The sequence below is a fragment of the Corynebacterium bovis DSM 20582 = CIP 54.80 genome (assembly GCF_030408615.1).
In the GTDB taxonomy this organism is placed as follows: domain Bacteria; phylum Actinomycetota; class Actinomycetes; order Mycobacteriales; family Mycobacteriaceae; genus Corynebacterium; species Corynebacterium bovis.
Map to the genome: position 1 here is coordinate 2,081,083 of NZ_CP047187.1, position 22,852 is coordinate 2,103,934.

The following is a 22,852-nucleotide window of genomic DNA, read 5'->3' on the forward strand; positions in this document are numbered from 1 at the left end:
CTAGCCGGTCGCCAGGTCGCCGACGATGCGCACCGTCTCCACCGCGACGCGGGTGACCTTCCCGATGAGGTCGACGATGTACCGGGGGTCGCCCTGCTCGGCGGCCCAGTCGTTGGGGTCGTTCGTCCGCCCGGTGGCCTTGTCGGTCGTGACCTTCCACTGCTCGATGACCCAGCTCAGCGCGGTCCGCGACCCGAGGACGTATTCCTCGGCCTCCGGGGGGATGCCGGCGACGGTCACGGAGGGGTTGACGACGATCGCCGTGTGGTCCGTCCGGGACCGCCACCGCATGGACGTCACCCGCCACGTCGCGGGGTCGGCGGGGTCGGCGCCGTCCCGCAGCTGCACGTCGAGGGGGTGGGGATCGACGTCCTCGTACCCGACGTGCAGCTCGAGGAGCCGCCGGCCGGCGGCGACGAGCCGGTCGAAGCGCTCCCGCGTCTCGGGCGTCGGGATGTGCGGGAACACCTTGCGCAGGTCGTCGCGGTACGCCTCCCGGTAGGCGGGGTCGTGGAGCTGCGCGTAGACGAGGTGGAAGATGTCGTCCTTCGTCACGTCCCCGCCGAGGGCGTCCCGGTACCGGCGGAGGATGCCGTCGGTGATGTTGTCGACGCGGCGGTACCCCTCCACGATCCCGTCGCCGTCGCCGCCGACGGCGAGGTCGAGCGTCCCGTCGACCGGCTCCCACGTCCAGCGGGGGAAGAACTGGCCGCCGTACGACCCCCAGAGGGCCAGGTCGGGGATCCGCGCCGTCGCCAGCGCGCTGAAGGACTTGGGACTGCCGGGCGGCACGATGTAGAAGCCGGTGTTGGGGTGCCGGGGCGTCGGGAAGAGCGCCGGGATCTTGTAGGGTCCCAGATTCAGGTCGCGGCTGAGGTAGACGTGGCGCGGGGCGAACGGCCGGTACAGGCCGGTGCGCTCGCCGTCGCGCTCCGCCCGGAGGTCCACCCCCCGGGCGAGGCGGCGCGTGAGGGTCGCGTGCCAGCTCACGCCGTCGTCCCCCGTCAGCCCGGGGTGGGCGGCGAGGAAGGCGGCGGCCTGCTCGACCGTCGGCGTCGTGACCCCGGCCTCCCGGCACCACGCCGCGAACGCCGCCTGCGCCGCGCGGTAGCTCTCCAGCGCCACGGCCACCCGTTCACGCAGCCCCGCCGCCGAGAACGCGGTGAACAGCCCGACCTTCCCGGTCATGAGGCCGCGGGAGGACTGCGCGAAGACCCATTCGGTCGCCCGTTCCGCCCGGTTCTCCCCGAGCACCGGCCAGCCGAGGAAGCGGTCGTCGCGCTGGGAGATCCAGTCCCCGTACGCGTCCGGCTCGATCCGGGTCCACTCCAGCGTCCCCACGTCCGCCGCGGCGACGCGCGCGAGCTTCTCCTCGCGGCTGAGGTAGTCCCCGATGTCGTGGTAGAGGATCTCGCACTCCCCGGTGTGCGCCGGGTCCTTGACCGCCACGAGGACGGCGACGGTGACCTGCGAGCCCTGCCCGAAGACGTTCTCCCTCTCCTTCTTCCGGACTTCCCCGGCCCCCCGCGTGTTCCCCCGCAGGTTGTACACGTACACCCGGGAGAAGTCCGCGGCGAGGGACCGGCGCATCCCGTCGAAGGAGACGCCGTCGATCCAGTTGCCGTTGCACACGAAGGCGACGACGCCGCGGTCCCCGATCCGGTCCGTCGCCCACCGGACCGCCCGGACGTAGGAGTCGTAGAGATTGTTCTTGTTCCCCGCCGCCGACCGCCTGACGTACGTGTCCCGGATGCGCCCGTCGAGCGTCGGGTACGGGATGTTCGCGTTGAAGTCGTTCACGTACTGCTGCCCCGACGAATACGGCGGGTTGCCGACGACGACCTCGATCGGCGCCGCGAGCTGCCGCTGCCCGCGCTCGGAGTTCGTCACGAACACGTCGAGGTCCAGCGCGTCCCCCTCCTCGGACATCTGGAAGGTGTCCCCGAGCACGATCCCCGGGAACTCCGCGTACCCCGGCTCCGGCAGCCCGGCGCGCCGCGCCCGCTCCGCCTGCAACCCGTTGTACGTCACCTCGATGTTCACCGCGGCGACGTAGTAGGCCAGCAGCATGATCTCCGTGGCCCACAGCTCCTCCCGGTACGTCCGCTCCAGGTCCTCCGGCCGGATGAGCCCGGACTGCAGCAGCCGGACGATGAACGTGCCCGTGCCCGTGAACGGGTCCTGGACGTGGACGTTCCGGTCCGTCAGCCCCCGGCCGAAGTGCTCCCGGAGCACGTGGTCGGCCGCGCGGAGGATGAAGTCCACCACCTCCACCGGGGTGTAGACGATGCCCAGCTTGTCCGCCTGCCGCGGGAAGCCGGTCCGGAAGAACCGCTCGTAGAGGTCCTTCACCACCTGCTGTTTGCCGGACGCGGAGGTCACCGCGGAGGCCCGGGCGCGGACCGACTCGTAGAACCGGGCGAGCCCCTCCGTCTCGGACTCCAGGCGGCGGTCGTCGAGCGCCCGCACCATCCCGTCCATGACGCGCGAGACCGGGTTGCGGCGGGCGAAGTCCGAGTCCCCGAAGAGCGCGTCGAACACCGGCGCGGTGATGAGGTGCTGCGAGAGCATGCTCACCGCCTCGTCCTCCGTCACCGCGTCGTTGAGGTTCGCGCGCAGGCCCGCGAGGAAGTCGTCGAACCGGGCCCGCAGCCCCGGACCGGCCGTGGCGAGGATCTCCCGGATGCGGGTGACCTGGGCCGACGCGATGTCCGCGACGTCCGCCGACCAGTCCTCCCAGTACGCGCGGTCCCCGACCTTCTCGACGACGCGCGTGTACACCGCCTCCCGCCACTGCTCCACGGAGAACAGGGCCAGCTGCCGGGCCGCGTCCGCGTCCGTGTCGTCGCCGCCGGCGACCTCGCCGAGGTGGTCGACCCGCAGCGTGTCCTGCAGCGCCTCCCGCCCCTCGAGGGCCACGGAGTTCACCACCGCGTTGAAGCGTTCGTCGTGCGCCCGCAGGGCGTTGAGCACCTGCCACACGACACGGAACCGGCGGTTGTCCTTCAGGGCCTCCGCCGGCGACGTCCCGGCGGGGACGCCGACCGGCAGGATGATGTAGCCGTAGTCCTTGTCCGGCGACCGCCGCATGACCCGGCCGACGGACTGCACGACGTCGACCGTGCTGCTCCGCGGGTTGAGGAACATCACCGCGTCGAGCGCCGGGACGTCCACCCCCTCCGAGAGACAGCGGGCGTTCGTCAGCACCCGGCACTCCCCGTCCGGCACCGGGGCCTTCAACCACTGCAGCAGCCGGCCGCGTTCGAGGGCGTTCATCGTCCCGTCGACGTGGCGGGCGTCGACCTCCGGCTCCTTCCCCGCCGTGATGCGGGGGAAGGTCTCCGCGACCCGGCGCGACGCGCGGATGTCCACGGCGAACGCCACCGCGCGCTGCATCGGGCGGGCCGCGGCGTCGAAACCGCCGGCGAGGCCGTTCCAGCAGCCGATGAGGCGCGCGACGTCGTCGAGCCTGATCTCCGTGCCGTCGTCCTCCACGAGGTCCTGCGTCGCCGCCGCCGCGAGCTCCTGGTCGACCGTGAGGACGAGCACCCGGTAGTCCGTGAGCAGGCCGGACTCCACGGCCGTGCCGAAGCCCAGCCGGTGGAACTCCGGGCCGAAGACCGCCTCGTCGTCCATCGACGCGAGCTCCGCGGAGTGCTCCGCGGCCGCGCCCTTGACCTCGTCGTCGTAGAGGCGCGGGGTGGCGGTCATGTACAGGCGGTGGCGGGCGCGGATGTACTCCGGGTCGTGCACCCGCACGAACTGGCCGGGGTCCTCCCCGGCGAGGGTGACGCCCGTCGTCCGGTGGGCCTCGTCGCACAGGACGAGGTCGAAGTCGTCCGCCCCGAGCTCCTGGGCCCCGTGGACCGCCTGGAGGGACTGGTACGTCGCGAAGACGACGCTGAGGCCCGCCGCCCGGCGCCGCGTCCGCAGCCGCTCGGCGAGCGTCGCGCCGTCCGTGGTCACCGGGATCTCCAGGTCGTACGTGGCGATGTCCTCCGCCGCCCGGGTGACCTTCGTGTCCGAGCACACCGCGAAGCACCGCAGGTCCAGCTCCGCGTGGGTCGTCCACTCCCGCATCGACTGCGCGAGGAGGCTCAGCGACGGCACGCAGAACAGCACGCGGGCCCGGCCGCCGTTGTTCTCCGCCCACTCCTCCGCCAGCCGCAGGGCCGTGAACGTCTTGCCCGTGCCACAGGCCATGATGAGCTGGCCGCGGTCGTGGGTGCGGAACCCGGCGAGGACCTTGTCGACGGCCTCCCGCTGGTGCGGGCGCAGCGCGAACCGCTGCCGCTCCCGCATGTCGACGACGACCGGGGCGCCGCTGCCCGGGTAGGCGATGTCCCAGTCGATGGGCGCCTCGGCGATCTCCGCCAGGCCGAAGCGCTGCACCGGCACGGCCTGGTCCTCGATCGCCGCCTCCGCGTTGCGCCCCCAGCGGTCGGTCGTCGAGATGATGATGCGGTTGGTGAAGTACCGGTGGCCGTCCGGGGTGTCGAAGCCCTGGCCCGACGCGGTGAAGAACGAGTCCAGGTCGCCCTTCGACAGGGTGGTCGTCGACTCGTAGAACTTGCACTGCACCGCCGTCCAGGAGTCGTCCTCCCGGCGGTGCGCGACGAGGTCCACGCCCGTGTCCGGGCGGCCCCCGTTGTACTCCCAGTCCGTCCACCGGCACACCTGGTCGTACTCCTGGCGGAGCGTGGGGTGGAGCCCGAAGTACCGGACCATGAGCTTCTCGAAGGCGATGCCCCGGTCCGGGGAGTCGCGCAGGGCCGCGTAGACGTCGTCGACGGTGGACATGCGGGCCAGTATGCCGCACTCCCGAAGCCCTCCCGGCCTCTGTCACAGCTGGTCAGGACGCTGCGCGGCGGGGTCGCTGCGTCGACCCCCTGAAAACCGCTCCCCGTACCAGTCGGCGACCGCGTGTCGCGGAGACGGGACCGTTGAGCAGGTAGGTGAGAAAGTTGGGCAGGTCGGTGAGAAAGTTCCGGCCCCGTTCCGTAACTGTGCAGGTCAAAGACATTTTTTGCCCGCTCACCGCGACCGGGCCGTGAGAAGGTCGGTGAGAAGCCCGGCTCCCCTGAGCCCTACACGCAGCTGCCGATCCAGTCGGAGAACCGCAGGCCGGAGATCCGCTCGTAGGCCTCGATGTAGCGTTCGCGGGTCGCCTCGACGACGGAGCCGGGCAGCGCGGGCGGGGGCGTGCCGTCCTTGCGGTTCCACCCGGACTTCGGGCCGGTGAGCCAGTTGCGCACGTACTGCTTGTCGAAGCTGGGCTGGGTGCGCCCCTCCTCGTAGGCGTCGGCGGGCCAGTAGCGGGAGGAGTCGGGGGTGAGGACCTCGTCGGCGAGGACGAGCTGGCCGTCGGCGTCGATCCCGAACTCGAACTTCGTGTCGGCGAGGATGACGCCCTTCTCCTCGGCGTGGGCGGCGGCGGTGGAGTAGATGTGCAGGGTCGCGTCGCGGAGTTCGGCGGCGCGGCGGGAGCCGAGGCGTTCCTCGACGACGTCGAAGGACACGTTCTCGTCGTGGTCGCCGATCTCGGCCTTCGTCGCGGGGGTGAAGATCGGCTCGGGCAGGCGGGAGGCCTCGGTGAGGCCGTCGGGCAGGTCGACGCCGCAGACGGAGCCGTCGCGCCGGTACTCCTTGAGCCCGGAGCCGGTGAGGTAGCCGCGGGCGACGCACTCGAACGGGACCATGTCGAGGTTCCGGCAGATGAGCGCGCGGCCGAGGACCTGCTGGGGGATCCGTTCGTCGTCGGCGGGCCCGGCGAGGTGGTTCGGGACGTCCAGCAGGTCGAACCAGAACGCACTCATCGCGGTGAGGACCCGCCCCTTGTCCGGGATGGGGGTGTCCAGGACGAAGTCGTAGGCGGAGATCCGGTCCGAGGCGACCATGAGGAGGGAACCGTCGCCGGAGTCGTAGATTTCGCGTACTTTACCTGCGGAAACGTGGTCGTATGAGCACAGTTCTGGACGCATGGTGAGACAGTCTAGCCCTCCCCCGCGCCCGACTCCACGCGAGGTCCCGCCGACCGTTCATGCACTGTGCCACTGGTGGCCCACTAGAGTGATTCACCTGACACTCAGGAGGATGCCGTTGAGACCCGTCCGAACCCTGCTCGCCGTCGTCGCGGGACTGTCGCTGCTGCTCGGCGCGTGCAGTGCCCCCGACCGCCCCGACCCGGCGCTCATCTCCGTGTTCACGAGCGAGCCCCAGAACCCGCTGATCCCCACCAACACGAACGAGAACGGCGGGGGCGTCATCCTCGGCACGCTCTTCCGCGGGCTCATCCGGTACGCCCCCGACGGCACCACCCGCCTCGCCGTCGCCGAGTCGATCACCCCGAACGACGACGCGACCCGCTTCGACATCCGCCTCCGCCCCGGCTGGACGTTCTCCAACGGCGAACCGGTCACCGCGGACAGCTTCATCAACGCGTGGAACTACGGCGCGGCCGTGCGCAACGGCCAGGCCCAGTCGACGTTCTTCGAGAGCATCAAGGGGTACGACGACGTCGCCTCCGAGGGCGCGACGTCCGACACGATGTCCGGCCTGAGGAAGGTCGACGACCTGGAGTTCACCGTCGAGCTGTCCGCCCCGGAGAGCACGTGGCCCGAACGCCTCGGCGCGACGACGTACTCCCCGCTGCCGTCCGTCGCCTTCGAGGACATGGACGCCTTCGGGCAGCACCCCGTCGGCAACGGGCCGTACATGTTCGACTCGTGGCAGCACAACGTCGGCATCCGGGTCCTGCGCAACCCCACCTACGCCGGCGACGACCCGGCCCGGAACCCCGGCCTCGACTTCCGCGTCTACACCAGCGTCGACACCGCCTACTCCGACCTCCAGTCCGGGGACCTCGACTCCGTCCGCGAGACGGTGGGACCCCGGGACCTGGCGTCGTACCAGGCGGACTTCCCCGACAGCCACAGCAGCCGCCCCTTCGCGGCGGTCCAGTACATCACCGTGCCGTCGTCCCTGTCCCACTTCGGCCCCGGCGAGGAGGGACGGCTGCGCCGGCAGGCGATCTCCCTCGCCGTCGACCGGAGACTCGTCACGGACAAGGTCTTCTTCAGCTCCCGGACCCCGGCGCGCGACTTCGGCGCGCCGACGCTCAGCGGCGGGGTCCCCGACCTGCGCGGCGCGGACGTCCTCGACCACAACCCGGACCGGGCCCGGCAGCTGTGGGCGCAGGCCGACGCGATCTCCCCGTGGAGCGGCACCTTCGAGGTGGCGTACAACGCCGACGGCGGCCACAAGGAGTGGGTCGAGGCGGTGACGAACTCCGTCCGCCAGACCCTCGGCATCGAGGCGCACGGCAAGGCGTACCCGAACTTCAAGGGCATGCGCAACGACATCGTCGCCGGCACGGTCGACGCGGCGTTCCGCTCCGGCTGGAACGCCGACTACCCGTCGATCGCGAACTTCCTCGAACCGAACTTCGCCACCGGCGCCGCGTCCAACGACGGCGGGTACACCAACCCGGAGTTCGACCGGCTGCTCGCCGCCGCCCGCGGCACGACCGACCCGGAGGACGCCCGGCGCACCTACATCCGCGCCCAGGAGATCCTCCTGCGCGACCTGCCCGCGATCCCGCTGTGGTACTACGCGGCGTCGACCGCGTGGAACCCCGCGCTCCGCGGTTTCGAGACCGGGTGGGACGGCACCCCGGTCTTCACGGAGATCACGAAGGAGACGGACTGACCCATGCTCTGGTACATCGGCAGGAGACTCCTGCAGCTCATCCCCGTGTTCTTCGGGGCGACGTTCCTCATCTACGCGATGGTGTTCCTCACCCCGGGCGACCCGGCGCTCGCCCTCGCCGGGGAGAAGGCGACGAGCCCCGCGGTGCTCGACGCGATCCGCGAACGCTACCACCTCGACCGGCCGTTCATCGTCCAGTACCTGCTGTACATCAAGGGTATCTTCCAGGGTGACCTCGGGATGACGTTCTCCGACCGGCCGGTCGCGGAGGTCCTCGCCGAGGCCTTCCCCGTGACCCTGCGGCTGGCGGTCATGGCGCTCGTCATCGAGACGGTGCTCGGGGTGGGCTTCGGTGTCGTCGCCGGGCTGCGGAAGGGGTCGTGGTTCGACTCGACGCTGCTCGTCGTGTCCCTCGTCATCATCGCCGTGCCGATCTTCGTCATCGGCTTCGTCAGCCAGTTCCTCTTCGGCATCCGGTGGGGCCTCGTCCCGCCGACCGTCGGCTCGCACGGGTCGTTCGGCCGGCTGCTCCTCCCGGCGGTGGTGCTGGGGCTCGTGTCCTTCGCCTACGTGCTGCGGCTCACCCGCTCGGAGGTGGCGGGGAACCTGCAGGCGGACTTCGTCCGCACGGCGACGGCCCGGGGCCTGTCCCGCGGCCGGGTCATCCGCGACCACGTGCTGCGCAACTCCCTCATCCCGGTCGTGACGTTCATCGGCGCGGACCTCGCGTCGCTCATGGGCGGGGCGATCGTGACGGAGGGCATCTTCAACATCCACGGCGTCGGCGGCCTCGTCTTCCAGGCGGTGACGCTCGGTGAGTCCCCGACGGTGGTCAGCGTCGTCACCGTGCTCGTCATCGTGTTCGTCGTGTCCAACCTCCTCATCGACCTGCTGTACGCCCTTCTCGACCCTAGGATCCGCTATGCCTGAGACAACGACCCCGCGGACGACGACCCCGCGCGGCTTCTGGGGCGGTGCCTGGGTGGACCTCCGCCGCCGCCCGATGTTCTGGGTGGCCGTGGTGATCATCGTCGCCGTCCTCGCGGTGGCCGTCGCCCCGGGACTGTTCGCCCACACCGACCCGCGCGCCGCCGACCTCCACGACTCGCTGGAGCCGGCCCGCTCCGGCCACCCCTTCGGTTTCACGCAGCAGGGGTACGACGTCTACGCCCGCACGGTCTACGGCGCCCGCGCGTCGGTGGTGACGGGGGTGCTGACGACCGTGGCGATCACCGTCCTCGGTGTGCTCGTCGGCGCGGTCGCCGGCTACCTCGGCGGGTGGGTGGACGCGGTGCTGAGCCGGGTGACGGACATCTTCTTCGCCATCCCGCTGCTGCTCGCGGGCATCGTGCTCATGCAGATGTTCACGGTGCGGACGACGTGGACGGTCGTGCTCGTCCTCTCCGCGTTCGGGTGGCCGCAGATGGCCCGCATCGTGCGCGGGGCGGTGCTGTCGGCGAAGACGAACGACTACGTCCTCGCCTCCCGCGCGCTCGGCCTGTCGCGGACCCGGATCCTCACCCGGCACATCCTGCCGAACTGCCTCGCCCCGATCATCGTCATGGCGACGACGAGCCTGGGCATCTACATCGTCGCCGAGGCGACGCTGTCCTACCTCGGCATCGGCCTGCCGCCGACGACGGTGTCCTGGGGCAACGACATCTCGACCGCGCAGTCGACGCTGCGCATCGCCCCGCAGATCCTCTTCTACCCGGCCGGTGCCCTCGCCGTGACCGTGCTGGGGTTCATCCTCCTCGGCGACACCCTCAAGGACTCCCTCGACCCGAAGGAACGGACCCGATGACCCCCCTGCTCTCCGTCCGGAACCTCGACATCGCCTTCGGGTCCCGGCCCACCGTCTCCGACGTGTCCTTCGACGTCCACCCGGGCGAGACCGTCGCCGTCGTCGGCGAGTCCGGTTCCGGGAAGTCGACGACGGCCATGTCCCTGCTCGGGCTGCTCCCCGGCCGCGGCCACGTCACGGGCGGGACGATCACCCTCGACGGGCAGGACGTCACGCACCTGTCGCCGGCGCGGTGGACGGCGCTGCGCGGGTCCGTCGTCGGCCTCGTGCCGCAGGACCCGATGTCGAACTTCAACCCGGTGTGGACGATCGGCCGGCAGGTGGGCGAGGCGCTCCGCGCGAACGGGCTGCCCGTGTCGCGCGTGCCGGAGCTGCTCGAGGAGGCGGGGCTGCCGGACGCGCGGCGACGCATGTCGCAGTACCCCCACCAGTTCTCCGGCGGGATGCGGCAGCGCGCGCTCATCGCGGCGGGGCTCGCGGCCCGGCCGAAGCTGCTCATCGCCGACGAGCCGACGTCCGCCCTGGATGTCACGGTGCAGCGGCAGATCCTCGACCACCTGGCCGACCTCACCGCGCAGCTCGGCACGGCCGTGCTGCTCATCACGCACGATCTGGGTCTCGCCGCCGAGCGGGCGGAGCGGATCGTCGTCATGAGCCGGGACCGGGTCGTGGAGACGGGGCCGGCGTTGGAGGTGCTGCGCAACCCGCAGCACGAGTACACCCGGCGGCTCGTCGCCGCCGCCCCGTCGGTGCGGGCGACGAGCCCGGCCCGGCCGGAGACCCCGCCGGTCGTCGAGGTGGAGAACCTCACGAAGACCTTCGGCGGGTTCACGGCCGCGAAGGACGTGTCGTTCCAGCTGCGGCGGGGGCAGACGCTCGCGCTCGTCGGGGAGTCCGGGTCCGGGAAGTCGACGGTGGCGCAGATGGTGCTGGGGCTGCTGCCGCCGACGTCGGGCCGGGTGCTCGTCGACGGTGCGGACGTCACGCGGCTGCGGCGGAAGGAGGAGCTGGCGTTCCGGCGGCGGGTGCAGCCGGTGTTCCAGAACCCGTACGGGTCGATCGACCCGATGTACTCCGTGTTCAGCACGATCGTCGAGCCGTTGCGCATCCACCGCGTGGGGTCGCGCGCGGAGCGGGAGGCCCGGGTGCGGGAGCTGCTCGACATGGTGGCGCTGCCGCAGGAGATGATGCACCGCTTCCCCGGCGAGCTCTCCGGGGGGCAGCGGCAACGCGTCGCCATCGCCCGGGCCCTCGCCCTCGACCCGGAGGTGCTCATCCTCGACGAGGCCGTGAGCGCCCTCGACGTCCTCGTCCAGGCGCAGATCCTCGACCTGCTCGCCGACCTCCAGGCGAGGATGGGGCTGACCTACCTGTTCATCACCCACGACCTCGCCGTCGTCAAGCAGATCGCGGACGAGACGCTCGTCATGCGCCGCGGCGAGATCGTCGAGCGCGGCCTCACCGACGAGCTCTTCGCCGACCCGCAGGACGACTACACCCGCCGGCTGCTCGACTCCGTCCCCGGCGCGACGCTGCTGTAGCGGCGATAGAGGATGTCGCCGGGCTAGAGGATGTCGCCGGGCGTGTACGCGGCGGCGTCCGGGTGCTGCGCGACGATGTCCGCGATGCGCGCGAGGACCGTGTCCACCTGGGACCCGGCGGCGCCGATGAACGCGGCCCGGTCGGCGAGGGCGGCGGTGAGGTCGTCCTCGGTGAGCGGCAGGCGGTCGTCGGCGGCGAGGCGCTGGACGAGGTCCTGGTCCCCGCCGTTCTCCCGCATGTTGAGGGCGACGGCGACCGCGTTCTCCTTGATGACCTCGTGGGCGGTCTCGCGGCCGACGCCCGCGCGGACGGCGGCCATGAGGATGCGCGTCGTCGCGAGGAAGGGCAGGTAGCGCTCCAGTTCGCGGTCGATCATCGCGGGGAAGGCCCCGAACTCGTCGAGGACGGTGAGGAACGTCTCGCACATGCCGTCGTAGGTGAAGAACGCGTCCGGCAGGGCGACGCGGCGGACGACGGAGCAGAACACGTCCCCCTCGTTCCACTGGGCGCCGGAGAGGTCGGCGGCCATCGCCATGTACCCGCGGAGGAGGATCTGCATCCCGCCGACGCGCTCGCACGACCGGGCGTTCATCTTGTGGGGCATCGCCGACGAACCGACCTGCCCCTCCTTGAAGCCCTCCGTCACCGTCTCGTTGCCCGCCATGAGCCGGACCGTCATCGACAGCGAGGACATCGCCGCGCCGAGCTGCACCAGCGCGGACAGCGCGTCGAAGTCGAGCGACCGGGGGTACACCTGGCCGACGGACGTGAACACCCGGCTGAACCCGAGGTTGTCGGCGATGCGCTGCTCGAGCTCGGCGAGCTTCGACTCGTCCCCGCCCATGAGGTCCAGCATGTCCTGGCTGGTGCCCATCGGCCCCTTGATGCCGCGCAGCGGGTAGCGGTCCAGCAGGTTCCCGACGCGTTCCAGCGCCACCATCAGTTCGTCCGCGGCGGAGGCGAAGCGCTTGCCGAGCGTCGTGGCCTGCGCGGCGACGTTGTGCGACCGGCCCGCCATGACGAGGTCACGGTACTGCTCCGCCCGCCGACCGAGCCGGGCGAGCACGGCGACCGACTTGTCCCGGGCGATGACGAGCGACCGGTGGATCTGGAGCTGCTCGACGTTCTCCGTGAGGTCGCGGCTCGTCATCCCCTTGTGGATGTGCTCGTGTCCGGCGAGGGCGTTGAACTCCTCGATCCGGGCCTTGACGTCGTGGCGCGTCACCCGCTCGCGCGCGGCGATCGAGTCGAGGTCCACGGTGTCGACGACCGCCTCGTACGCCGCGATGGCGTCGGCGGGGATGTCCACGCCGAGGTCCCGCTGCGCGCGCATCACGGAGATCCACAGGCGGCGCTCCATGATGATCTTGTCCTCGGGACTCCACACGGCGGTGAGTTCCGGCGAGGCGTAGCGCGTGGCGAGGACGTCGGCGATGGCCCGCTTCCGGGGTCGGCCGGCGTTCGCAGTGGTCTCGGCGTTCGCAGTGGTCTCGGCGTTCGCTGTGGTCTCGGCGTTCGGTGTGTTCGCGGCGTTCGCAGTGTTCTCGGGCATCTCTGACTTCTCGGTGTTCTCAGGCACGGTGGTCATTCTCTCACAGGGGTGGTTGGCAGGTCGGGCACCAGAACAGCGTGCGACCTTCGAGGTCACGCGCGCGGACGGGCGTCCCGCAGACGAGGCACGGCAGTCCCTCCCGGCGGTAGACGTAGACCTCCCCGCCGTGGTCGTCCCGGCGCGGCGGGCGCCCCATCGCCTCCGGGGTGTGCTCGGGGCGCACGGTGTCGATCCGCCCGGCCTCGACGCCGTACCCCATGAGCTCGACGAGGTCCTCCCAGATGGCGTCCACCTGCCCGGGCGTGAGCGCCGACGCGGGCGTCGCCGGGTCGATCCCCTGCCGGAACAGGACCTCTGCCCGGTAGATGTTGCCGACGCCCGCGTAGAACGACTGGTCCATGAGCACCGACGCGACACTCCTCCGCGTCCGTGCGAGCCGCTCGCGCAGCCTCTGCGGCGCAGCCCCGTCCCCGGCACGCAGCGGGTCCGCCCCGAGCGCCGCGACCGCCCGCTCCCGGTCCGCCTCCGTGACGAGCCGGCACCACTGCGGTCCCCGCAGGTCCGCGGCCGTCTCCCCGTCGCTGAGACGGAGCCGCACCTGTCCCGTCGGCGGGTCGGCCGGCCCGAACCGGAACGTCCCGATGAGCCCGAGGTGGATGTGCACCGCGAGATCGCCGAACCCGATGAAGAGGTGCTTCCCCCACGCTTCCGCCCCCTCGAGCACGCGCCCGTCGAGAACCGCGGCCTCCTCCGCGAACCGCCCCTGCGGCGACGACACCTGCACCTCCACTCCCCCGAACCTCTCCGTGAGATCCCGGGCGAGCCTGTGGATGACGTGACCTTCTGGCATGGCGACAGTGTAACCGGGCGGCCGGACACCGCCTGCCGCCACCGCTGCCACCGCTACACCGGACCGTCCCCGTCACCGACCCCGTCACCGACACCGTCCCCGACCCCCGTCTGTTCGTCGTATTCGTTCGTGTGTTTGACAGGGTAGCAGGGGTGCTGTAGGGTTGCAAGTGTTGTTGGGCGGGGTGAGTGACACTCGCAGGATGAGCGCAGGCCACACGCATGATCGGGTCCACACGGAACCGGGTCCGGCCCTGCGGCCAGGCACACATCCGGTTCACGGCGGACGAGGGGTCAGCCAGGGACAGGGAAACACCGGGCCAGGACGGACGGAGATCCAGCTCAGGGCCGGCGGGAATGCCGACCAAGGTCGAAACACCAACGGACCAGGACGGACGCACATCCAGTTCCGGACAGACCGGATCCCAGGTCAGGGGCCCGGACACCACCGGAACAGAGTCAGTCACACCACAGCAACCGCGCACCAGGGGACACGCACGACAGGAGGGGACGGGTGCAGACGCAACACACAACGCCACCGGGCGCAACGGGGACGACGCCACCGGACACACAGGACTCCACGGGTCGGGCGCCACACGACGGAACGGGGACGCCACCTCAAGGCGGAACGGGCCCGACGCCCCCGCGGAACGCGCCGGACCCCACCGGCCGGACGCCACGCGATGTGATCGAACACACGGTCGTCCGTCGGTGGCGCCCCGAGGTGGATGACGACGACCGCGCGCGGTGCGCCGTGGAGATCAACCGGTCGACGGTCACCCTCGCCCGGTTGTGCACGCCGGAGGAGGACGACGACGTCGAGCGGCACGTCGCGAGGATCGCCGCCACAGTCGGCGTGACGCGGGGCAAGGCCATGACCCTCGCGGACATCGGGGTGATGATGCGGCGGATGCCTCGCGTGGCGGCGCTGCTCGAGCGGGGGTTCCTCGGCTTCGAGCACATGCGGACCCTCGCGACGGACACCGTGGCGCTCGCCGCCCACGCCGTCCGCGCCGTCGAGCAGGACATGGTCGCGCTGCTCACGCCACGCCGGGACCGGCAGGCCGTGCCGACGCCGCAGTGGCTGCACCGGCGGCTCACGCAGATCGTCGACCTGCACGACCCGCCCGCCGCTCCGAAGGAGACCCCGCCGCCCGAGCGCTGGGTGAAGATCGACGAGAGCTGCCGCGACGCGACATTCCTCGACATCTGCCTGCCCGACGACGAGGGCCGCGAGTTCACCACGGTGCTCCGGGCCGTCGCGCGGACGATGAGCTGCCCGCTCGGCGAGGCGCTGATGCACATGTGCCGTCAGACCGCGAAGGTCGAGGTGACGCTGAACGTCTACCGGTCCGCCGACGGCGGCCCGGTGTCCTTCGCCGACGGACGTCTCTCCGCCGCCGGCGGCGAGGCGCTGATGCGGCGGCTGACGTCGGTGCGCCTCATCGGCCCCGGCTCCGCCGCCGGGTACCGGCCCACCCCCGCGATGACGGCCTTCCTCGAGGGGCGCGACGGCACGTGCCGCTTCCCCTCGTGCACCGTCCCCGCCACCCGGTGCGAGAAGGACCACATCCGCCGCTGGAACCACGCGGACCCGGCCGCCGGCGGGCCGACGGACACGGCGAACATGCACTGCCTGTGCCACCGCCACCACGAGCTCAAGACGATGGGCCTCTGGGACGTCACCGCCGCGGCCGACGGCACGGAGGTGTGGTCGAGCATCGACGACGGCCACGTCGTCGTCACCGTGCCGACCGGCCCCCTCGCCGACCGGCGGGTCACGTACGCGGAGCGGGCCGAACGGCGCAGGAGGGTGGCCTAGACGTGAATCCGCCCCTCCACCGCGCCCGCGGCGATGTCCCGCCGGAAGTGACCGCCGGGCAGCGTCACCGAGTCCATGACCCCGTAGGCCCGCTCGCGCGCCTCCTCCAGGGTCGCCCCGGTGCCGATGACGTTGAGCACCCGGCCCCCCGAGGCGACGAGGCGGTCACCGTCGGCGGCGACACCCGCGGCGAGGACGCCGTCGTGCTCCCGACCCGGGCCACCCCCGGAGACCACGCCGCCGGTCACCGTCGACGCCGGGTACCCCTCCGCGGCGAGGACGACCGTGAGCGCGTACCCGTCCTCCCACTCGAGCGGGGGGAGCTCGGCGAGCCGGCCGGACGCGACCGCGTCGAGGACCCCGCCGAGGGGCGTGCGCAGCAGGGCCAGCACCGCCTGCGTCTCCGGGTCACCGAACCGGCAGTTGAACTCGACGACCGACGGCCCCTCCGCACCCCACGCCAGCCCGGCGTAGAGCAGGCCGGAGAACGGGCAGCCGTCCTCGACCATCTGGCGGGCGACGGGGGCGACGACCTCGTCGACGATCCGCTGCACGCCGTCCTCCGGCAGCCACGGCAGCGGGGTGTACGCACCCATGCCGCCGGTGTTCGGACCCGTGTCACCCTCCCCGACGCGCTTGTGGTCCTGGGCGGGCAGGAGCGGCACGACCGTCCCGCCGTCGACGAGGCAGAACAGGGACACCTCCGGGCCGTCGAGGAAACTCTCCAGCAGCACCGGGTTGCCGGCCGCGTGGACGGCGGCGACGTGCGCCTCCGCCTCCACCCGGTCCGTGGTGACGACCACGCCCTTACCGCCGGCCAGGCCGTCGTCCTTGACGACCCACGTCGGGCCGAACCGGTCGAGCGGGGCGTCCTCACCCGGCAGGACCTGCTCGGCGCGGGCGGTCCGCACCCCGGCGCGCGCCATGACGTCCTTCGCGAACGCCTTGGACCCCTCGATCCGGGCCGCCGCGGCGGACGGGCCGAACACCCGCACACCCGCCTCCCGCAGGTCGTCGGCGAGACCGTCGACGAGCGGCACCTCAGGGCCGACGACGACGAGGTCCACGCCGAGGTCACGGGCGAGCGCCACCGGGTCGCCGTCGTGGACGGTCGCAACCGCGGTCATCCCGGGGTTCCCCGGGCTGACGTGGACCTCCGTGACGGAGGGGTCCTCGGAGAGGTGGTGGCAGAGGGCATGCTCGCGGGCTCCGGAGCCGATCACTAGTACACGCATGGGGGCTGATTCTAGCGGTACCATCGGGACCCATGGCTAGCGTATTCAGCATGATCATCGCCGGAGAGCTCCCGGGACGGTTCGTGTACCGCGACGACAGCGTCGTCGCGTTCCTCACCATCGAGCCCGTCGCCTACGGTCACACCCTCGTCGTCCCCGTCGAGGAGGTCGACCGGTGGACGGACCTCGACCCCGCCCTGTGGGCGCACCTCAACGAGGTCGCCCAGCGGGTCGGGGCGGCGGTCGTCGAGGAGTTCGACGCGCCCCGCGCCGGGTACCTCATCGCCGGCTTCGAGGTCCCGCACACCCACATCCACGTCTTCCCCGCGGCGGACATGTCCGGCTACGACCTCAGCGCCGCGATGTCCGACCCGGATCCCGCGCGGATGGACGACGCCGCCGACCGCCTCCGCCGCGCCCTGGCACAGTGACCGACAGCACGTGGGTGGGCCGGATCTCGGCGTTCCTCGGCGACTTCCCGTCGCGGGTGCCGCAGCTCCGAGGCGCGATCCCCGACCCGCCGCTCGGCGCCCGCACGGTCTCCCCCGGCTACGCGGACGACCTGTGGCAGGCCCGGCCGACCCTCGACCGGCCGTACCCGGTGGTGCTCATCCACGGCACGATCTCGTCGAAGAACGTGTGGCAGAACCTCGTCGCCCGGCTGCGCGACGACGGGTTCGTCGTGTTCTGCCCGGACTACGGCGTCCACGGCACGCAGGACATCCCCACGTCCGCGCAGGACCTCGGCGCGTACATCGAACAGGTGCTCTCCGCGACGGGGGCGGACCAGGTGGACATCGTGGGCCACTCGCAGGGCGGGCTGCTCGCCCGCTACTGGATCAACGAACTCGAGGGCGAGGACCACGTCCACCACCTCATCACCCTCGGCTCCCCCCACCACGGGACGACGCTCATGGGCATGCTCGGCGGGATGCTGACCTCCGAGACGTCCCAGCGCGTCGCCCAGGCCACGATCCGCCGGATCTTCGGCCCCGCGGGGATGCAGCAGGTCATCGGCTCGCCGATCATCGAGACGATGGCCGCCAGCGAGGACACCCGGCCGGACATCCTCTACACGTGCTTCGCCACCCGCAACGACACGACCGTCGTCCCGCACGAGTCGGCGTTCCTCTCGGAGGAGGAGGAGGACGCCGTCGTGACGAACCTCTTCCTCCAGGACCTCGGCCTCACCCGCGTCCGCCACGACGAACTGCCCGCCCACCCGCAGGTCCAGGAGGTCGTGCACTCCGCCCTCCTCCAGGGCATCCCCGACTAGCCCCCGACTAGTCCCCCGACCGGCCGGGCAGCCGGACGACGAACGTCGTCCCCTCCCCCACGGTCGAGGTGACGGACACGTCCCCGCCGTGCGCCTCGACGAGCCCCTTCACGATCGACAGGCCGAGCCCCGACCCGCCGGACGCCCGCGACCGCGACACGTCCGCCCGGTAGAACCGCTCGAACAGGTGCGGCAGGTCCTCGGGGGCGATCCCGCGCCCGTCGTCGGCGACCTCGACGAACACCTGCCCGTCGCCGGTCGACAGGGTGACGGTCACCGTCGTCCCCGGCCCGCCGTGGCGCACCGCGTTCGTCACGAGGTTGCCGACGACCTGGTGCAGCCGGTCCGGGTCCCCGGTGACGACGGGAACCCCCTCGGCGTTGTTGCGCACGGAGATCCGGTGGCCCGGGAACCCGGCGCGGGCCGACTCGACGACGTGGAGGCACAGCTCGAGCATGTCGACCTTCTCCCGGCGCAACGGCCGCCCCTCGTCCATGCGGACGAGGGCCATGAGGTCCTCGACGAGCAGACTCATCCGCCCCGCCTCGTCGGCGATGCGGCCCACGACCATGTTCGCGTCGTCCGTCGCCCCCGAGGTGTACAGCTCCGCGTACCCGCGCACGGACGTCAGCGGGGTGCGCAGCTCGTGGGAGGCGTCGCCGATGAACCGGCGCATCGCCGACTCCGCCTGCCGGGCCTGCCGCTCCGACGCGCCGACCGCGATGAACGACCCCTGGATCTGCGCGAGCATCCGGTTGAGGGCGACGGCCAGCCGCCCCACCTCCGTCCGCGGCGACCACGCGGGCACCCGCTGGTCGAGCTGCCCCTGGGCGATCCGCTGGGCCGTGTACTCGACCTCGTGGAGCGGCCGGAGGGCCCGCCGCACGAGGTACAGGCTCGCGACGACGAGGCTGACCAGCACGATCGACCCGATGAGCATCTGGAGGATGATGAGCTGCCGGATGGTGTGCTCCTCGCTCGCCAGCGGCAGGGCGACGATCGTCACCGACCCGTCGCCGTTGCGCACGCTCGCCGCGCGCCAGTCCGCGTCGTCGGCCGACCCGGCCCTCGCCGGCACGGTCACCGGCCGGGTCGGTTCGTCGAGCCCGGCGAGCTCCGGACCCGAGTCGTGGATGCTGTTGAGCGAGGCCATCGACCCGTTGACGGAGTAGAACTCCCCGCCGACGGCGATGACGACGACGAACTCCGACGGCGGCCGCGTCGGACCGACCCGGGAGTCGTACGAGCCCATGTCGTCGGGCGACGCCGGCTCCCCGAGCGCCGTCGTGTGCGCCCACGAGCCGGTGGCGAGGGTGAGCTGGTCGTCGATCCGGCTCACCATGAACCGGTTCATCGTCCCGGTCACCACCCCGCCGGAGACGAGGAGCCCCAGCCCCCCGAGCACGGTGATGACGAGCACGAGGGACACCCGCAGGGGCAGGCGGGACATCATGACCGCGGCAGGCGGAGCACGTACCCCACGCCGCGGACGGTGTGGATGAGGCGGGGCTCCGCCGTGTCGATCTTCCTGCGCAGGTAGGACACGTAGGACTCGACGACGTTCCCGTCGCCGCCGAAGTCGTAGTTCCACACGTGGTCGAGGATCTTCGCCTTGCTCAGCACGACCTCCGCGTTGACGAGGAGGTACCGGAGGAGCTTGAACTCCGTCGGGGAGAGGTCGACGACCTCCCCGGCCTTCGTCACCTCGTGCATGTCGTCGTTGAGGGTGATGTCGGCGTAGCTGATGAGCGGCGAACCCTCGGACTCCTCCGGGGCGACCCGGCGGAGGATGACGCGCAGCCGGGTGATGACCTCCTCGAGGGAGAACGGCTTCGTGACGTAGTCGTCCGCCCCGATGGTGAGGCCGTGGATGCGGTCCTCCACGCCGTCCTTCGCGGTGAGGAACAGCGCCGGGGCCTCGTGCCCCTCGGCGCGGAGCCGGGACAGGAGGGTGAAGCCGTCCATCCCCGGCATCATGACGTCGAGGATGAAGGCGTCCGGGCGGAAGCTGCGGGCGAGGGCGACGGCGTCGTCGCCGTTGTCGGCGGTCTCCACCTCGAACCCCTGGAACTTCAGGCTCACCTTGATGAGGTCGGAGATGTTCTGCTCGTCGTCGACGACGAGAACCTTCGTGGACTGGTTCATGACTTCCTAGTGTGCTCCGGTTCGCTGCGGCCCGTCTGGATGTTACCTGTGACAGGCGTTAGTATGTGCGGGTGACTTCCACGAACACACCCAAGCACCGCGCTCACTCACCCCGGCGCACCCACCGCGGCCTCGCCGCCGGAGCGACGGCCCTCATGGCCGTCGGTCTCGGCGGGGGCGTCGCCGGCGCGGACCCCGTCCAGTCGTCCCAGCCGCCCTCGCAGCCGGAGATCGACCGGATGATCCGCGACGGTGTGCGCACCGCCCACGACACCGCCCAGGCCCAGGTCCCGCTCCTCCCGCAGCAGTTCCAGGAGCAGGCCCGCCAGGGGATCGACGCCCTCACCGAGGCCGTCGCCCCCGGCCTGCTCCAGCCCGCCCCCGCGCCGGCCCCCGCCCCCGCCCCGGCCCCCGCGCCGGAGCCGGCACCGCGCCCCGAGCCGTGCCCGGCGAGCGCGCGGGCGTGCGTCGACATCGACGGCCAGCGCACGTGGCTCCAGGAGGGCGGCCAGGTCTCCTACGGCCCGGTCCAGATCTCCTCCGGCTCGCCCGGGCCGGACACCGAGACGCCCCGCGGCAGCTTCCGCGTGACGTACAAGGTGCGCGACGAGATCAGCCGCGAGTTCAACAACGCGCCGATGCCCTACGCCGTGTACTTCACCTACAACGGCCACGCCTTCCACGAGGGCAACCCGAACGTCCCGTCCGCCGGCTGCATCCACCTCTCCCACGACGCCGCCGTGACGTTCTTCGACTCGCTCCAGCCGGGCGACGAGGTCTTCATCTAGTGATGGACCCCGCGCAGGGACAGGAACTGTACGACGACGCCTCCCGGCGAGCCCACGCCGCCGCCGAGGCCGTGCGCCGGGCCCGGGAGGCCGTCGCCGCGCTCGACGCGGCGCTCGTCCCCCTGGGACGCTGGTACGACACGTCGTGGATCCGCGACCGGGACACCGCCCCCCACCTGCCCGTCTCCGGGGAGGACGAGATCTGGGACCTCCTCACGGACCGGAACACCCTGCGCCACGAGCTCCGCTGCGCCGGCGACGGCATCCGCACCCGCCCCGCCACCGAGGCGGACCGCGGGGTGCTCGAGGAGCTCATCCGGCGCCCCGTCGACGACTGGTCGCCCGACCGGGGAGGGCTCGTCATGGAGGCGGACCTCCCCGGCGCGCTCGGCCGGGAGTCCCGCATCGGGGCGGCGTGGCTCACCCCCGGCCCGGCCGACGACGACCACCCCGAGGTCACCGTCGCCATCGCCCCGGGCTGGACCGGGGGCGGGCTCGGGTCCGACCTCCTCGCCGCGATCACCGACGTCGCCCGGTCCGCGGGTCGGGCCGGGGTCACCGCCACGGTCGCGGACGACCGGGCGCGGCGGCTCTGCGAACGCCTCGGCTTCACCGACGCCGGGACGGACGTCATGCGGCTCACCTTCTGAGGCGCAGCAGCACGTTCTCCGCGGAGATGAGGCACATCGGCACGCCGACGCCGGGCAGCGTCGTCGCCCCCGAGTAATACAGTCCGTCGACCTTTCGTGATGCGTTCGAACCACGGAGGAACGCGGACTGCCGGAGCGTGTGCGCGAGCCCGAGGGCCCCGCCCCGCCACGAGTGGTAGCGCTCCGCGAAATCCGCCGGGCCGAGCGTGCGCCGGACGACCGTCCGCTCCGCGAGGTCCGTCACCCCGGTGCGCCGCGCGATGAGGCGCACCGCGGCGTCGGCGATCCGCCCCACCGCCGGCGACTCCGCCGCGGCGTAGGCGTCACCGTGCCCCGTCGCCGGGTCCGCCGGCACCGGGACGAGGACGAAGAGGTTCTCGTGCCCGGCGGGGGCGACCGTCGGGTCCGTCGCCGACGGCCGCGAGACGTACACCGACCGCGACCACGCGTCGGGCCCCTCCCCCTCGAACACCTCCCGGAAGTCCGCGTCCCAGTCCCGGCTGAAGAACAGGGTGTGGTGCGCCAGCTCCGGCAGCCGCCCCCGGACCCCGAGCATGACCACGACCGCGCCCGGCCCCGGGTCCCGGTGCCGCCACCGCCGCTCCGGCCACGTCCGCTGCCCCGGCGCGAGCAACGCCGTCTCCGTGTGGTGGAGGTCCGCCGAACTCACGACCGTCCCCGCGGGGATCCGCCCCGCCGACGTCGTCACCCCGGTGACCCGGCCGTCGGCGACGTCGACCGACGTCACCTCCGTGTCCGTGAGGATCTCCACGCCCGCGTCCCGGGCGAGGCCGTGCAGCGCGTCGACGACCGCGGCGAACCCGCCGCGCGGGTAGAACACGCCCTGGTCCATGTCCGCGTGGCTGAGCAGGTGGTACAACGCCGGGGTCGCGGACGGCCGCGAGGCGAGGAACACCGCGTTGTACGTGAGGATCTGCCGCAGCCGCCGGTCCCGGACGAACCCCGCCGCCCACCGGTCCAGCGGGGTGAGCAGCAGCCGCAGCAGCAGCCCGACGTGCCCGAGGACGTCCCGGTGGAGGAACGGGCGCGGCGAACTGAACGTCGTGTAGAGGAACCGGCGGACGGCCACGGTGTACGCCAGCCGCCCCGAGTCGAGGTACCGGCGCAGCGCCGCGCCACCGCCCGGCTCCAGGGCGTCGAACAGCGCCGCCGCGGCCTCCCGGCCCGCCGGGACGTCCACCGGGTCCGCCCCCTCCGGGTACACCCGGTACGACGGGTCGAGGCGGACGAGGTCCAGCTGCTCCGCCGTCGACGTCCCCGCCGCCGCGAAGAAACGGTCGAAGGCCTCGGGCATGAGGTACCAGCTCGGGCCGGTGTCCCACCGGAACCCGTCGACGGCGAGGCTCCCCGCCCGGCCGCCGACCTCACCGGTCCGCTCGACGAGCGTGACGCGGTGGCCCTCCCGGGCGAGCAGCGTCGCCGTCGCCAGGCCGGCGATCCCGGCCCCGATGACCACGGTCC

General features: G+C 72.0%; 17 protein-coding genes. 9 read left to right on the forward strand and 8 right to left on the reverse strand.

The window, feature by feature from the left end; genetic code table 11:
- Entirely contained in the window at positions 1-4,800 is a 4,800-nt protein-coding gene (locus tag CBOVI_RS08515) for a DEAD/DEAH box helicase (RefSeq protein ID WP_010269209.1), read from the reverse strand.
- A gap of 287 nt (positions 4,801-5,087) precedes the next feature.
- A complete protein-coding gene (locus tag CBOVI_RS08520; RefSeq protein WP_010269206.1) occupies positions 5,088-5,981 on the reverse strand; it encodes a phosphoribosylaminoimidazolesuccinocarboxamide synthase in 894 nt (297 codons plus the stop codon).
- Positions 5,982-6,093: 112 nt separating this feature from the next.
- Between CBOVI_RS08520 and CBOVI_RS08525 the strand changes: the two genes are divergently transcribed.
- Genes CBOVI_RS08525 through CBOVI_RS08540 form a run of 4 tightly spaced genes read left to right on the forward strand, consistent with a single transcriptional unit; the run spans position 6,094 to position 11,052 of the window.
- Positions 6,094-7,707 (forward strand): peptide ABC transporter substrate-binding protein, encoded by a 1,614-nt coding sequence (locus CBOVI_RS08525; protein WP_043361583.1) that lies wholly within the window; start codon positions 6,094-6,096, stop codon positions 7,705-7,707.
- A gap of 3 nt (positions 7,708-7,710) precedes the next feature.
- On the forward strand, positions 7,711-8,637 hold the full coding sequence (locus CBOVI_RS08530; RefSeq protein WP_010269199.1) for an ABC transporter permease: 927 nt from the start codon (positions 7,711-7,713) through the stop codon (positions 8,635-8,637).
- On the forward strand, positions 8,630-9,511 hold the full coding sequence (locus tag CBOVI_RS08535; RefSeq protein ID WP_083826041.1) for an ABC transporter permease: 882 nt from the start codon (positions 8,630-8,632) through the stop codon (positions 9,509-9,511). Before CBOVI_RS08530 ends, CBOVI_RS08535 begins: the two co-directional genes overlap by 8 nt.
- Positions 9,508-11,052, forward strand: a complete 1,545-nt coding sequence (locus CBOVI_RS08540; RefSeq protein WP_010269192.1) for a dipeptide ABC transporter ATP-binding protein — start codon at positions 9,508-9,510, stop codon at positions 11,050-11,052. The genes CBOVI_RS08535 and CBOVI_RS08540 overlap by 4 nt, the downstream gene beginning before the upstream one ends.
- Before the next feature lie 23 nt (positions 11,053-11,075).
- Here CBOVI_RS08540 and purB read toward each other — a convergent pair whose 3' ends face one another.
- The gene (gene purB / locus CBOVI_RS08545; protein WP_010269189.1) at positions 11,076-12,632 is read right to left on the reverse strand and encodes an adenylosuccinate lyase; all 1,557 of its coding nucleotides are present in this window, start codon (positions 12,630-12,632) and stop codon (positions 11,076-11,078) included.
- Between the two features lie 13 nt (positions 12,633-12,645).
- Positions 12,646-13,455 carry an Fpg/Nei family DNA glycosylase gene (locus CBOVI_RS08550; RefSeq protein ID WP_029157879.1) on the reverse strand — a complete coding sequence of 270 codons (810 nt, stop codon included), beginning with the start codon at positions 13,453-13,455 and terminating at the stop codon, positions 12,646-12,648.
- Between the two features lie 723 nt (positions 13,456-14,178).
- Between CBOVI_RS08550 and CBOVI_RS08555 the strand changes: the two genes are divergently transcribed.
- On the forward strand, positions 14,179-15,276 hold the full coding sequence (locus CBOVI_RS08555; RefSeq protein ID WP_183273633.1) for an HNH endonuclease signature motif containing protein: 1,098 nt from the start codon (positions 14,179-14,181) through the stop codon (positions 15,274-15,276).
- Here the strand turns inward: CBOVI_RS08555 and purD are convergent.
- Complete coding sequence (gene purD / locus CBOVI_RS08560; protein WP_029157878.1) at positions 15,273-16,511, reverse strand: phosphoribosylamine--glycine ligase; 1,239 nt, start codon at positions 16,509-16,511, stop codon at positions 15,273-15,275. The two genes, CBOVI_RS08555 and purD, sit on opposite strands and share 4 nt — an antisense overlap.
- Positions 16,512-16,543: 32 nt before the next feature.
- Here purD and CBOVI_RS08565 point away from each other — a divergent pair, with 32 nt between their 5' ends.
- Both CBOVI_RS08565 and CBOVI_RS08570 read left to right on the forward strand, forming a co-directional pair.
- Positions 16,544-16,942, forward strand: a complete 399-nt coding sequence (locus CBOVI_RS08565; protein ID WP_029157877.1) for an HIT family protein — start codon at positions 16,544-16,546, stop codon at positions 16,940-16,942.
- The gene (locus CBOVI_RS08570) at positions 16,939-17,787 is read left to right on the forward strand and encodes an esterase/lipase family protein (RefSeq protein WP_139016713.1); all 849 of its coding nucleotides are present in this window, start codon (positions 16,939-16,941) and stop codon (positions 17,785-17,787) included. Before CBOVI_RS08565 ends, CBOVI_RS08570 begins: the two co-directional genes overlap by 4 nt.
- A 7-nt stretch (positions 17,788-17,794) precedes the next feature.
- Here CBOVI_RS08570 and CBOVI_RS08575 read toward each other — a convergent pair whose 3' ends face one another.
- Both CBOVI_RS08575 and CBOVI_RS08580 read right to left on the reverse strand, forming a co-directional pair.
- The gene (locus CBOVI_RS08575; protein ID WP_232625946.1) at positions 17,795-19,237 is read right to left on the reverse strand and encodes a sensor histidine kinase; all 1,443 of its coding nucleotides are present in this window, start codon (positions 19,235-19,237) and stop codon (positions 17,795-17,797) included.
- On the reverse strand, positions 19,237-19,932 hold the full coding sequence (locus CBOVI_RS08580) for a response regulator transcription factor (RefSeq protein ID WP_010269166.1): 696 nt from the start codon (positions 19,930-19,932) through the stop codon (positions 19,237-19,239). Before CBOVI_RS08580 ends, CBOVI_RS08575 begins: the two co-directional genes overlap by 1 nt.
- A gap of 71 nt (positions 19,933-20,003) precedes the next feature.
- Between CBOVI_RS08580 and CBOVI_RS08585 the strand changes: the two genes are divergently transcribed.
- A complete protein-coding gene (locus CBOVI_RS08585) occupies positions 20,004-20,720 on the forward strand; it encodes a L,D-transpeptidase (protein WP_290214545.1) in 717 nt (238 codons plus the stop codon).
- A gap of 2 nt (positions 20,721-20,722) precedes the next feature.
- Positions 20,723-21,370, forward strand: a complete 648-nt coding sequence (locus tag CBOVI_RS08590; protein WP_050798193.1) for a GNAT family N-acetyltransferase — start codon at positions 20,723-20,725, stop codon at positions 21,368-21,370.
- Here CBOVI_RS08590 and crtI read toward each other — a convergent pair.
- Positions 21,360-22,847, reverse strand: coding sequence for a phytoene desaturase family protein (gene crtI, locus CBOVI_RS08595; RefSeq protein WP_010265861.1), 1,488 nt, complete (start codon positions 22,845-22,847; stop codon positions 21,360-21,362). The two genes, CBOVI_RS08590 and crtI, sit on opposite strands and share 11 nt — an antisense overlap.
- Positions 22,848-22,852: the final 5 nt, after the last annotated feature.